The organism is Chondromyces apiculatus DSM 436, from assembly GCF_000601485.1.
Classification (GTDB): Bacteria; Myxococcota_A; Polyangia; order Polyangiales; family Polyangiaceae; genus Chondromyces; species Chondromyces apiculatus.
On the sequence record NZ_ASRX01000002.1, the window covers coordinates 322,719 to 336,096 of the forward strand.

The 13,378-nt window shown below is 71.8% G+C and carries 8 protein-coding genes; 3 read left to right on the forward strand and 5 right to left on the reverse strand.

The window, feature by feature from the left end:
* The first annotated feature begins 130 nt into the window (after positions 1-130).
* Entirely contained in the window at positions 131-1,201 is a 1,071-nt protein-coding gene (locus tag CAP_RS01620; RefSeq protein WP_156040390.1) for a hypothetical protein, read from the forward strand.
* A gap of 54 nt (positions 1,202-1,255) precedes the next feature.
* A complete protein-coding gene (locus CAP_RS49660; protein WP_156040391.1) occupies positions 1,256-1,426 on the forward strand; it encodes a hypothetical protein in 171 nt (56 codons plus the stop codon).
* Here CAP_RS49660 and CAP_RS01625 read toward each other — a convergent pair.
* The gene (locus tag CAP_RS01625) at positions 1,423-2,598 is read right to left on the reverse strand and encodes a hypothetical protein (RefSeq protein WP_052373942.1); all 1,176 of its coding nucleotides are present in this window, start codon (positions 2,596-2,598) and stop codon (positions 1,423-1,425) included. The genes CAP_RS49660 and CAP_RS01625 overlap by 4 nt on opposite strands.
* Positions 2,599-2,798: 200 nt before the next feature.
* Between CAP_RS01625 and CAP_RS01630 the strand changes: the two genes are divergently transcribed.
* Entirely contained in the window at positions 2,799-3,539 is a 741-nt protein-coding gene (locus CAP_RS01630; RefSeq protein WP_044235148.1) for a hypothetical protein, read from the forward strand.
* Between the two features lie 8 nt (positions 3,540-3,547).
* On the opposite strand, the gene CAP_RS01635 is transcribed toward CAP_RS01630, so the two are convergent.
* From CAP_RS01635 to CAP_RS01650, 4 genes are all read right to left on the reverse strand, one after another.
* Complete coding sequence (locus tag CAP_RS01635; protein ID WP_081864444.1) at positions 3,548-5,890, reverse strand: hypothetical protein; 2,343 nt, start codon at positions 5,888-5,890, stop codon at positions 3,548-3,550.
* Positions 5,887-10,656 carry a copper oxidase gene (locus CAP_RS01640; RefSeq protein ID WP_052373943.1) on the reverse strand — a complete coding sequence of 1,590 codons (4,770 nt, stop codon included), beginning with the start codon at positions 10,654-10,656 and terminating at the stop codon, positions 5,887-5,889. Before CAP_RS01640 ends, CAP_RS01635 begins: the two co-directional genes overlap by 4 nt.
* A gap of 436 nt (positions 10,657-11,092) precedes the next feature.
* Positions 11,093-12,685 carry an FAD-binding oxidoreductase gene (locus tag CAP_RS01645; RefSeq protein WP_044235150.1) on the reverse strand — a complete coding sequence of 531 codons (1,593 nt, stop codon included), beginning with the start codon at positions 12,683-12,685 and terminating at the stop codon, positions 11,093-11,095.
* 19 nt (positions 12,686-12,704) lie between these two features.
* Positions 12,705-13,235 carry a response regulator gene (locus tag CAP_RS01650; RefSeq protein ID WP_052373944.1) on the reverse strand — a complete coding sequence of 177 codons (531 nt, stop codon included), beginning with the start codon at positions 13,233-13,235 and terminating at the stop codon, positions 12,705-12,707.
* Positions 13,236-13,378: the final 143 nt, after the last annotated feature.

A 13,378-nucleotide genomic window follows, 5' to 3' on the forward strand; every position in this document is an offset into this window, starting at 1 on the left:
CGCGGCGCACCAATGCGGAGGCGCGGGGATCCCGGCCTGAAACCGCTGGCCTGCGGTCATGGGAGCGCATAGGTTCGGGCGTCGCGGCACGCGTGGTTAGGATCGCGACACGCGCTTTAGGAGACGAAGGATGGCCAGAAAGACTCGGAGTGGACGGGGTGGAGCCTGGGTGCTCTCCCTCGCGGCATGTGCGCTGCTCGCCGCCTGCGGGCCCATCGTGAGCGGGGGCGGCGGGGGCGAGGAGACCGGGGATGACGACACGCCCGTGGAGCCCGGCGACCCTGGCCAGCCGTTGCCCGAGGGCTGGTCGTACGGCTGCTTCGAGACCTTCGACGAGCCGTCGTGCGACGGGGCGAAGTACGTGTCGTTCAACGAGACGTACCAGAAGTACGTGGGCGTGATCCTGTGCGCCGCGGACCGCTACAAGCTCTACCTCGGCGAGTCCGAGGAGGGGGTCTTCTACCAGATCGGGGATTACGCCGGTCACGGGCAGGACCACTGCGAGCTGGTCAATCCGGCGTTCTCGATCCCCAACGAGGACGACATCACCAGCGGGGGGTGTCAGGACTGCGCGACGTCGGCGGACGCGAGCTGGTACGCGAACCCCGTGGGGACGCAGGGGTACTCGCGCGGGGTGTTCGGGGAAGGGTTCACGTTCGAGCCGGTGTGGCCGGAGTACAACCTGTACACGGTGGACTGGCTGTCCTGCGGGGTGAGCTTCCCGGTCGGCGGCGGGACGTGCGGCGGGACGTCGCCGGACCCGGGCGGGTTCGGGTGGAGCCCGGGGAACTTCCAGGTGGGAGGGGTCGCCACGCCCTGCGGCGGGGACCGCTATGTGCGCTTCGACGAGGAGTACGGGCTGTACGTGGGGGCCATCCTCTGCTCGCCGACGCGGTACAAGCTGCTGCTCGGGGAGACGGAGGACGGGGTGTTCCACGAGATCGGCGATTACGCCGGGCACGGGCAGGACCACTGCGAGCTGGTCAACGCCGGGTTCACCATCCCCGACGAGGACGACATCACGAGCGGCGGCTGCACGGACTGCGCGACCTCGGCCGAAGAGAGCTGGTACGAGAACCCCGTCGGCAGCCAGGGCTGGTCGCGCGCGAACTACGGGCAGGGCTTCTCGTTCGAGCCGGTGTGGCCGGAGTACAACCTGTACACGGTGGGCTGGTACGAGTGCGGAGCCACGATCCCCTGAGCGCAGGGGCCATCCGCGCTCCCCCTCGGCTCATCCCGGAGGGAGCGCTCCGGGGTGCCCGGCATTGTCTGGACGTCGTGCCCTCCTGCATGTACGGCCATGGGCGGCAAGGTGCTGGTGGCCGGCGATCGGGTGAAGGTGAGCGGGAACCTCCACTGCCACGGCAACAACGGCGAGGACCGGCTACCCTGCTCGATGTACGTCGAGCGCGTCGACTCCCTCTAGGGACCATGTCCGGTGCCTTTGGCGGGCTTGCCGATCGCGCGGACCTTCCTGTCCTTGCCGTCCCCGGGGAGGGGCGTGCTCTCGGCGATGCGGCCTTGGCCCTCATCGACCAGGTCACGCTCGTACCAGGAGCGTGAGGCGCGCGTGCGGAGGCGGTAGGCGAGGGCGAAGATGCCGAGGAGCGGGACGGCGAAGAGGCTGTCGTCCAGGGCCGTCACGCCGGGGCCGATTACGGAAGCCCAGCGCCACGAGGGGACGTGGCGGATCTGGACCACGTCGCCTTCCTTCAGCTTCTCGAAGTCGGCTCTGGCCACCTCGTCCACGAGGAGGGCGCCGTCGGGGGTCTTCGTCGTGACCGCGAAGTGATGGCGATCGTCGCCGTCGTCGTCCTGGGTCACATAGGTGCGCAGGTGCGTCACCCGGGCATCTGTCGTGGTGCCCAGCCAGCGGCGCGCGTGAAAGGGCGCGAACACCGCGTTGAAGGCGAGGGTGGCGACGACCGCATAGCGGGCCCATCGCCTGTGGAAGGCCGCGCGCTGCGCGAACCGCTGGCCGAGCGGCTCCGAGGAGAGGAGCATGGGGCGCCCGCGCGGGGGCCCGAGGAGGTATCCCTGGGTGCCGCCGCGGTAGCCCTGAGGGGGCGCTTCGGGGTCGTGGACGCGGCGGAGCTCGCCGACGGCGAAGACCTTCTCGCCGGGGAGCAGCTCGGCGCTGCGCACCCGCCGGGTGAGATCGACCCGGATCAGGCCATCCAGGGTGTCGACGAGCAGCAGATCCTTTCCCGGCTCCACCCGGATGCCCGCGCCGGAGGCATGGCGGAGGTAGAAGGGCTCGACCTGGATCGTGCGGCTCTTCTCGGTCCAGGTGTGGCTCCAGACGCCAGAGTTCTCGGACTCGGTCCCGTCCTGCGCGATCTCGACGCGCACCGCCACGGTCGCCCCGTGCGCGCGCTCGACGGTGCCCATGATGACGGCGTCGCCAGGGACGAGGGGGGCGTCAGGGCTGAAGGAGGCCTCGGCCTGCGCGGCGGCGCGGCGCTGGCGGCGCGAGAGCCAGAGCGCGACGGCGGCCACGAGGAGCAAGCCCGCGGTGGCCATGACGTCCACGAAGAGGAACGACAGGCCGGGGCTGAGGTGTCCCACGCTCACGATCTGCCGGACGTGAGGTTCCATCGCGCTTCATGAGAGCGCACCTCGCGGCGGGCCGGGTGAGAAACCAGAGACGACGATGGCGGCAGAGCCGTGTCGCACGCTGGGGTGGACCGAGCCTTGGCGGTCTGCGCGCACACCTGGCTGGCGTTCCCTTTCGTCTGCTCCTGCGGTATCGGCATGTGCCGCCCGATCGGCGGCGATGAACCTGGCGGGGATGTCACATGGTACGGGTCTTCGTGAGCGGGTCGGGTGAGCAAGGCAGGGCGGTCGCGCGTGCGCTGTGCACCTGGCTACCGGGTGTCGTGCAGGCCGCCGAGCCCTGTTTGCTGGAGGCACCCGCCGAGGGAAGCGAGGGCTGGACCGTCGACGTGGAGCAGGCGCTGAAGGGGGGCACCTTCTACATCCTCTGTGTCACGCGTGACCATCGGACCTCTCCGGGGATCGATGCCTGGGCCGAGGCGCTGCCGAGACACTTCAGCGAGAGGGCGGTGTGCCTCTACCTCCTCGGCACCGACCCGACCGTGCTGGGCGGGGCCATCGCCGGGTTGCCAAGGAAGAGGGCCGACAAGCCGCAAACGCGGGAGATGGTGCTGGCGATCAATGCGAACACGGCGAAGCCGCGCGATGCGCAGGTGATCGCGAAAGCCTTCCACGCTTTCTGGCCAGAGCTCGTGGCGGATCTCTCCCGGATCCTCGGTGATACCGCAGGAGCATGGCACTTCGACCCTCAGCCCTCGCAGCAGGATCCCTGGGAGGTGACCAGCCGCGCCCGGGCGCGTCAGAACCGCGACCTGGCGGAGAAGGCGGCCCGTGAGCGGGAAGAGGCGGAGGCTCGCGCGCTGAGGGAGAGCGTGCTTCGGGCCGCTGCCAAGGCGCAGCGGGCGGTCGGTGACAGACCCATGCCACCCGGCGGACCGCTGGACGACGACCGGAGTGCAGACAGGAGTCCAGACTCCACGTAGCGGCGCAGTCAGGGCTCGCGGGCGTGCACGCGGGCCCCGGGCAAGGAGCCGAGGGGGGCGCCCAGTCGCTCGGCGCCGAAGAGCACGCGGTACTCGCCAGGCTGCCGGGGCGTGAACGTGACCGCGTAGATGCCGTCGCCCTCGGCGCGCGGGAGGCCGCTCCACCGGAAGCCGGAGGGGAACCGGAAGACGAGCGCACTCACGGCATCCGCTTCCAGAATGGGAGCCGCCGCCGCGGCGAGGGGAGCGGAGGCACTGTCCGGGGGTGCGCTGCCGCTGCGCGGAGGAGGCGTGGTGCGGTGGGACGCGACGATGTCGACCGGCGGCGCTGCAGGTGTCAGCGGCGTCGGCGCGGTCGGCGCGATCGGCGCGATCGGCGCGGTCGGCGCGGTCGGCGCGGTCGGCGCGGTTCGGGGAGTGACGCGGAAGCGGAGCGTCACGGGGTTGCCGACGGGGATGGAGGCGTCGTCGGCGAAGAGGGGCTCGACGGTCACGCCGGGGAGGGCGTCGGCAGCGACGATCGCGGCGGTGCGCGCGGCGTCACCCGTGGGGACGGTGACCTCCAGGCAGGCGGCGATGCGGCGGTCGCGGCGATCGTCGAGGAGGAGGGCGACGTCGTGGAGGCCCTCGCTGCCGAGGTGCACGGCGGTGGCGTACTCGCCCGGCGCGACCTCGCGGAGGGAGCGGTCCTCCATCAGCACGGAGCGGGGGGCGCGGCCGTGGTTGAGGAGGGTGCCGATGGGGGCCATCATGCCCTCCACGTAGTAGTAGAGGGCCTTGTCGGCGGGGCTGCCGATCACGGCGCCAGCGCCCTCGGGGAGGGGCACGATGGGGGCGCCGGAGGCGGCGTCGCGGGCCTGGCGAGGGGGCTTCTGGCCGACCTGGATCTCCACGGCGGCAGGGGTGCCGGGGCGATCGAGGGAGGCGAGGTCGACGAGGGAGATGCGGTTCGCGTCGAGGCTGCGCACGTAGGCGAAGGTGTCGGTGAAGGCCACGACGTCGGGGGCGGCGAGGTCGCGCAGGGTGTGGCGGATGCGGCCGGTGGCGGCGTCGAGGATGGTGAGGGTGCTCGTGGAGGGGTTCAGGGCGAAGACGAACCTGCCGCGGGGCTCGAACTGGACGGCGGCGACGCCAGGCTCCAGGGCGAGGCGGCCAGCGAGGGTGCGGCGCTCGGCGTCGAGGATGAGGACCTCGCCGCGCGCCTGGCTGGCGACGTAGAGGGCGCCGGCGGTGTCGCTCGCGGCGATGGCGGTGGCGCCGGGGCCGATCTCCACCTCGTCGAGGATCTCGAGATCGGTGGCGTCGACGACGACGGCGCGGTCGGCGTCGCGGCTGACGATCCAGGCGTCGCGCTTGCGGTTGGCGAAGGTGATCTCGTGGTGGCCGCGGCCGACGTGGAGGGTTCTCCGCAAGGCGCCGGAGCGGGCGTCGAGGACGCTCACGGTGTCGTCGCCGTCGTTGCCGATCCAGACGGTGTGGCCGTCGGGGGAGACGAGGACGCGGGTGGGGGAGAGGCCGGCGGGGGCGCTTCCGGTGACCATGCCGCGGCGGGTGTCGACGAGGGCGACGCCGCGGTCGCCCTGGAGGGTGACGTACAGGGTGTCGCCGTCGGGGTGCATGGCGAAGGCGGTGCCGCGCCCGGCGAGGCTGACGACGCGCTGGAGCTTGGTGCGGTTGAAGGCGACCTGGGGGTTGAGGACCGAGAGGGTGCTGTCGTCGTTGAGGGTCCAGAGGAGGTGGGCGTTCATGTCGACGTCGGGAGCGACGGAGAGCAGGCCGGCGCGGTAGCTCTTGATCTTGTCGCGGCAGGCGGCGTCGTCCGGCGCTTCGCCCGCCGCTTCGCCCACGCGACGGGACATCCAGGCGAGGGGAGCGAGGCCGCGCACGGGCGCGCCGGTGCGGGTGTCGGTGATGGTGAAGACCGCCGTGCTGTCGGCGTGGGCCTCGGGTCGCGCGGCGCCGCGTTCGCCGCTGCGCTGGAGGAGAAGGGGGCGGAGCGCGAAGGCGATGGAGAGGCCGTCGCGCTCGATGGGAGGGGCGGTGGCAAGCTCGCCGCTGGCGCGGCCGGGTGAGCCAGATGGGCCAGGAGGGGCGACCGGGGCGAGGGAGGCGGTGGTGCCCTCGGGGGGCGCGATGGAGGAGGCGCTGCGCTGGGTGCAGGAGAGGGACCCGAGCGCGACGGGCACGGCGGGCGCGGTGAGCGCGGCGAGCAACGCCAGGGTGAGGAGCGAGGTGGCGCGCGGAGGGGGGACAGAGGTGGCGCGCGGAGGGGGGGCAGAGGCGGCGCGCGGAGGGGGGGCAGAGGTGGCGCGCGGAGGGGGGGCAGAGGTGTTGCGGGAGGGGGCGCTCACGGGGTCACCCGGAGGAGGCCCCAGAGGCCGGAAGCGAGCTTGGAGGTGGGGTGGTTGAGGTAGAGGCGGTCGCCGGCGACGTGGTGCAGGCCGCCCGCGTCGTCGTAGGGGACCACGTTCCAGGCGGTCATGGGGCCGATGCCTCCCTGGGTGGCGATGGCGAAGGCGCGCGGGTTGGGGCCCATGGCGCGGGAGGCGGCGCCCTCGGCCCAGGGGTTGTGGGCCCAGGCGCTGCCCCAGAGGGAGAAGGCGTGGCGGCGGAGATGGCCGGAGGGGTAGGCGAGGCGAACGCGGAGCTTCTGCCAGGCGGTGGCGGTGAAGAGGGGCGTCGCGGGAGGGCCGTGGACCGCGCTGCTGAAGAGGTCTCCGAGGTCCATGGCGTTGTACTGCGCGGTGGAGGTCTCGGGGCGGAGGCCGAGGCGGGCCCACACAGGCTCGGTGCGGTAGTTGAAGGCCTTGTGGCCGACGTCGCCGAGGTTCGAGGCGTTGCGGAGGGCCTTGCCGCAGTTCAGCGCGGCGCTGGCGCACTGGAAGGCAGGGTCGTCGGAGGAGAGCGCGAGTTCGTCCTGGTGGACGAGGACCAGCTCGCGGAAGCTCTCGGTGTAGCCGTGGACGTTGGCGTAGGTGACGGTGCTCTGGGCGTGCTGGCCAGCGTCGTCGATCCAGCTCGCCCAGCGGGGCTCGACGATGAGGGCGCCGACGGCGCCGTGCATGCCGTGGGTCACCACGTCGGTCATGTCCTTGAGGTTGATGGCGCCGAACTCGACGGGCTTGTGGATCCAGGTGTTCCCGGTGGCTTCGTCGAGGACGACCTCGCCGGCGTACCAGGTGTACGTGCGCGATTCGCCAGGGCCGATCGACTGGACGGGATTGAGGCCGACGTCGGCGCCGTCGTCGGTGGTGACGTCGTGGTGGACGAGCTGGGGGTGCAGGGAGACGCGGCTGGAGGGGGCGACCTGGTTGACGTTGAAGCCGTCAACGATGGGGGCGTTGTAGTTCCAGCCGGGGGCGTGGGTGAACTGGGGAGGTAGCTCGTTGATGAGGGTGACCCGGATGCACTCGCCCGCGGCGGCGCGGAGGATGAGCGGCTCGGGGGCGCGGGCGCCGCTGCGGAGGCCGGGGAGGTCTTCCTGGCGGGCGAAGAGGATGGCGTCGGGGTCGTAGAGGCCGGCCTCGGCGTTGTACACGAGGCGGTCGCCGGGGAGGTTGCCCCGGGCGCGGAGGGCGTGGACGCGGTACTGGCGGAGGGGGGCGGTGGCCGGGCAGATGGGGAGGTTCGGCGGGGGGACGGGGGCATTGCCAGGGAGGGGGAGGAGGCCCGGGGTGCCCTTGCGCAGGGTGCGGACGATGCCCCAGGCGCCATTCCAGAGGTCGTCGGTGGTGGCGCCCTGATAGAGGTGGTCGGCGACGCCGGTGGCGCTGTCCGCAGGGATGGCGGGGCTCGCCGATTCCAGCTCGAAATGCTCGGAGATGCCGATGGGCTGGCCATTGCTGTAGCCGCTGTCCCGGTCGTCGGGCTCGCGGAGCCACTTGAGGCCGTGCATGGTGAAGGTGTGCTGCTTGTGCTGGGCGCCCTGGAGGAGGCGGACCTGGATGCGGTCGCCTTCGTGGGCTTCGAGGAGCGGGGTCTCGGGGTCGCCGTGGATGGCGGTGCGGAAGACGTTGTGCATGGCGCCCGGGGCGCCGGGGCGGGGGGTGACGGCGCCGGTCGCGCAATCGCGGGTGGCGATGCGCATGGGAATGGGGGCGTTGCGGTAGTTGATGAGCTGCGTGCCCGGATCCGCGGCCGCGATGAGCTGGGGAGAGACGGCATCGGAATGGTCGATGGCCAGCGGGAGCGCGACCTCTCCGGAGGTGGGGGGGTGCACCGGGTCGCCGCACTCGTCGTACACGATGGCGAAGTCGGCGAGGCTCAGGTTGAACTCGCGGAAGGGAGGCGTCTTGCCGTTCGAGGAGCCGGGGAGGTAGATGTCCGCGCGGTAGCTGGTGGGGCCTCCGTCGGCGCGTCCGCCGAAGAGCTGGCCGTTCACCGGGTCGCGCCACACGGAGCCGGTCGGCTCGACGACCAGGCCGGCGTAGAGGCCGTGGTGCTGGTGCGATGAGGCGCTGAAGTGGTCGTGCGAGAAGGCCGTGCGGATCGTGCGGTCCTTGCCTTTGCTGCTGGTGAGGGGATCGGCCCACCAGCGCTGGACCGTGGTCTGGGCGCCGAGGGGTGCGGCAGAGAGGGTGGGGTGCGGGGTCGCGGCGAGGGGGATGCGCGTGCCCTGGGGGAGGAGGGAGCCGTCTGCCGGGAAGGCGCCGCCGCGGGCGTTGGCGGCGTCGATGCGGGCGACGACCTCCTCGGCGGCGAAGGTGCCGTCTTCGTAATTGAAGCCATTGGCAGCGCCGTCGGAGGACGTGACGTCGAATTTGACGAGGTGGATATGCTGACCGACGACATCGGTGGGGGTGAAGATCTGGAAGTCGTCCTGCTGGAGGACGTCGGGCATGAGGTTCGTGGCCTTGAAGACCACGCATTCGCCGGAGCTGGCGCGGAAGAAGAGCGGCTCGGGAGGGCGGGTGCCGTCGAGGGTGGCGTCGACGTCCTGTTCGAGGACGGCGAGGCGCATCTGGGGGTCGTGCCAGCCGGAGCCGTTGACCACGCCGTCGATCTGCAGGTACGCGGCGCGGTAGGTGCGCACCGGCGCGCCGGGGGGGCAGGGGTCGGCATACGGGGCGCCAGGGCTCGGGGGAAGGCCGTTGACCGCAAAGCGGGACGGCAGGCCCTCCGGGGTGAAGGCGGGGTAGGCGCGCGCGGGAAAGCCGTACGGGGTGAGGTGCGGCGCGGCGGCAGGAAACAGGCCGGCGTGGAAGTCGGCCGCCGCGCGTTCGGGCGGGGTGCCGTCGTGTGGCAGGAGCTTGAGATCCGCTTCGAGGAGCACGGCGTCGAACTGGCCGCGGGCGCGCGAGACGACAGGCGCGCTGGTGACGAGGTGGCGCGGGAGGCCGCCGTCGTGGTCGAGGTCGAGGGGAGGCTGGGGCGGGCGGTGGCCGGCGACGGCGGCGATGTAGAAGGGGTAGCCAGGCATGGGGGGGCGGACCGCGGTGCCGCCGCCCGGGAGGGCGACCGTGGTGGGCGCGTAGGTGGGCATGGGCGGCATGCCGAGGCCCGGGAGGGGGACGACGGCAGGGACGGGGGTGCCGGCAGGTAGGTCGCCGTCCGGGAGGTTGCGGTCGGAGGTGCCCGCCTCGAAGACGTCGTGGCTGCGCCAGAGGCCCCACATGCCCTGCACGAAGTGGGGGTAGAGGTGGCAGTGGAAGATGGAGTCGCCCGGGGTGAGGTTGCGGTTGCCGCCGCCGCCGTAGCTGATGTCGTAGGTGAAGGCCTCGCCCGGGGCGATGCCCTGCGAGTCGAGGTAGCTGGCGTCGTCGCTGGAGGGCGTCTTCAGCCACTGCTGGGCGTGGAGGTGGAAGACGTGGGTGTCGAGCGGGCCGGCGTGGAGGTTGCGGATGCGCGTCGGGTCGCCGACGTAGCCGTGGTGGACATTGGAAGGGTCGTCGGAAAAGGGGACGGCTGGGCCCGCGCCCGCGTCGGGATCGACGAGGAGGGCCGGGTCGCCGTTGGCCCATGAGCTGAGGAAGAACTCCTCGAACTTGCACTCGACGCAGTCCTTCGCGGGGCCGAGCTTCTTCCTGTTGGCGATGAGTTCGGAGCCGAGGCCGGAGATGCCGTAGTTGATGCCGAAGCCGTCGCCGACCGTGCGGAGGGAGGGCTGGGTGGTGAACTCGGGGAAGGCCTGCACGCCGTTCATGGCGTCGTGGAAGATGACGGTCAGCTCGCGGAAGCGGCCCTGGTCGAGCGAGGCGGTGGTGCCGGAGGTGGTGCTGGTGAAGCCGCTGATGATGGCGTTGAGGTCGCCGTGCACGATCTCGCCCGCGTCGTTGCGGATGGCGAGGATGGGCTGGCCCTCGGCGTCCACGGCGTCGTAGTCGATGCGGGGGGTTCCGTCGGGGTTCGGGGGCCAGAGGGAGGCGGCGAGGAGCTCGTCGCGGGTGACCTGGGATCGGTGGGCAACCGCGCCGGGCGGCTCGACGTGGACCGCGCCGAAGAGGCCGTGGACGGTCTGGCCGCCATTGGCCTGTCCGCCGAGGAGGGCGGCGCCGCTGTGCATGAGGAAGGTGCCCTCGTGCGCTGCCGTGAGCAGGATCTCGCGGGTCTCTCCGGGCGCGGCGAGCGCGTTCGGGTCGTCGCCGGCGTTGACGCCGAGGGACTGGATGTCGTGGACCTGGAGGCCGTCCACGCGCAACGAGGCGCGCCGCGTGGCGGAGGAGCCGGTGGGGAGGGGTTCGGTCGCGGGGGTGAGCCAGTTGGTGAAGGAGATGCGGAGGGTCTCGCCGACGTTGACGCGCAGGACGAGGGGCCGGGGGCGCTTTCCGTCACGGAGCGTGGCATTGCCAGGGCCGATGGGTAAGGAGGGATCCGCGGCGACGACGTCGCGCTTCAGGGCATAGAGCATCCCCGAGGGGTTGAAGGCCCCGAAGCGATTGAAGACGATGACCTGGTCGATGGCGACCACCTGGGCGACGACGTCCGCCTGTGTGTCCGGGGGCGTGCCCGCGAGGGCGGCGGTCTTCTCCGCAGTTTTCTCCGCAGTTTTCTCCGCGATTTCCTTGGCGATTTCCTCCGCGGTTCCCTCTGCGTCTTCTCCTTGCAGCGGTGCGCTGCAGCCCGACCATGCCACGAGGCCGAAGACCTGGAACAGCCCGAACAGTCTGGCGTTGAGCACGTGATCTCCGCAATGGTGTGGTGCACCGCCTCGGGACGCCGTGCATGTCCCAGGCATCGACGCGCCACCGCGGGCGGCTGCATTGTGGGCAGCCAGCAAGCAGGCGGGGAGCGTGGCTTGGTTTCTAACCCCGGGGGTCGGGTTGTCAATCGATCAAGAATGGCCGCAGACGATTGCAAGGCGTGCTTTGCAGACGCAATCGTCGGCTCCGTCGCGCGCGGGCGGCGCGGGTGTGTCGGGAGCGCAGGCGCCGAGGGGTCGGGTCAGGCTCCCGGCTCACCCATGCGGCCGGGGACATCGTCCGCTTCCCGAGGCGACGGGCGTCAGGCCCGAAGCGGCAGTGCGCGATGGAATCCTCAGGTGGATCGGGGGGAGTGGGGCCCCGTCAGGATTCACTCCCGGCGGGGCGAGGGGACGCGGGTCCCGTCGTGGAGACTCAAACATCGATGAGGACGCCGGGGTTGAGAATGCCCTGGGGGTCGAGGGCGCGCTTGGCGGCGCGCAGGGCGAGGGCGAAGGGATCGGGGCGCTCGCGATCGTACCAGGGGCGGTGGAGGCGGCCGACGGCGTGGTGGTGGGTGATGGTGCCGCCCGCGGCGGCGAGGGCGTCCGTGGCGGCGTTGCGGATGGCAGTCCAGCGCTCGATCTCCTCGCCGGGAGGGGCGGCGGCGAGGAAGGTGTAATAGGGGGCGGGACCGTCGGGGTAGACGTGGGTGAAGCGGCAGGCGAGGGCGCCCGCGCCGGCCTCGCGGGCTGCCGCCTGGACAGCGGCGTGGAGGGCCTCGAAGCGATCCCAGGTGCAGGCTGTCTCGAAGGTGTCGGCGATGACGCCGAGGCTGACCAGCGCGGTCTGGAGGTAAGGGGCCTGGAAGAAGGACTCGCGGTAGGTGGACGCGGCGGCGGCAGCACCGCGGGCGCCGTCGTCACGGAGCCGGGGACCCTCGGGGCAGCGGCCGCCATGCTCCGCGGCGAGGGCGAGGGCACGATCGATCCAGGGGCCGAGGGGGTGGTCGGAAGACTCGAAGCCGAGGAGGAGTACGGCGTCGCCGTCGGAGGGGACGCCGTTGAGGAGCATCTCGGTGCGGTCGATGAGGCGGCAGTTGGCGGGATAGAGGCCCGCCTGGGCGATGGCGCGCGCGGCGGCGGCCCCCTCGGCGAAGGCAGGGAAGGAGACGCTCGCGGAGGCGCGGTAGCGAGGCCTCGCCTGGACGCGGAGCCAGGCCTCGGTGATGACGCCGAGGATGCCCTCGGAGCCGAGGGCGAGGCGGTCGGGGCTCGGTCCGGCGCCCGAGGCAGGGAGCCTGGGGGTGGCGTAGACGCCGGCGGGCGTGAGCATGCGGATCGAGGACACGAAGTCGTCGATGTGGGTGTGCAGGGTGGCGAAGTGGCCGCCAGCGCGGGTGGCGATCCAGCCGCCCAGCGTGGAGAACTCGAAGCTCTGGGGGTAGTGGCGGAGGGTGAGGCCGTGCGGCGCGAGCTGGGCCTCGATGGCAGGTCCGCGGGCGCCCGCCTGGATGCGCGCGGCGCGGGAGAGGGGGTCGACGTCGAGGACGCGGTCGAGGCGGCGGAGGTCGAGGGAGATGACGCCCTCGGAGGAAGGGCCGCGCCGGGGCTCCACGCCGCCGACGACGCTGGTGCCGCCGCCGAAGGGGACGACGGTGATGCGGGCCTGGCTGCACCAGGCGAGGAGCGCTTCGATGTCCTGTTCGGTGGCGGGGTAGGCGACCCAGTCGGGTGCGCTGGCGAAGTCGCCGCGGAAGCCGCGGAGGATGTCGCGGTAGCCGCGGCCGTGGGTGTGGGTGATCCGGTCGTGCGGAGCGGCAGAGCCGAGATGCGCGAGGGGGGAGGGGGGCGCGATGCGGGGAGCAGGGAGGGTGATGGCGTCGCGCGCGGGGGGGTCGCGAGGCACGAGAGGACCGGCGCCGAGCAGGGCGCCTACCTGCTCGCCGAGGCCGCGGCGGGTGTCGAGGTCCGGGAAGCGATCGGCGTAGCCCCATCCCCAGAAGTTGTGCGCACGCTGCTCTGACATGAGGGCAGCATACGTGGGCTCAAGGGGCTGTCGGCATCCCTCGCTTCGCGAGGATCTCCAGGATGTGGTCCGGGTCCACGGGTTTCACGAAGTGCAGGTCGAAGCCGGCCTCGCGGCTCTGACGGCGGGCCTGCTCCTGGCTCCACCCGGTGAGGGCGATGATGGTGACGTCCTGCCCCCAGGGAGACTGACGGATGTGGCGGCAGGTGTCGTGGCCGTCCATGCCCGGCATGCCGATGTCGAGGAGGATCACTTCGGGCCTGAACGTGCGGGTGGCGTCGATGGCGCTCATGCCGTCGTAGGCGATGTGGGTCTGGTTGCCCAGCAGCTCGAGGAGCATGCCGAGGCTGTCGGCGGCGTCGACATCGTCGTCGACGACGAGGATGCGGTGGCCCGTCAAGGGAGCATCTGGCGCAGGGCGCGACCCTTCGTCGTGCGTGAGGGCGCGCTCGCTCCCGGCCGGGACGAGCGGCAGGTGGATGGATCCAGGCTGGATCTCACGCCGTGCAGCACGAGAGGTCGAGTTGCTGGCAGGGAAGGGCGCGCGCATCAGCTTCCTCCATCCCCCGAGCAGACGTTGCATCGCCCGAAAGCGATCCTTCAAGGTAGCAAGGGGATCCCGGATCGTCGACGTGGACCGAGGCGTAGGGGGGCCGACGTGGGCGCCGTGCCGCGGGCATAACAAAAACTTCC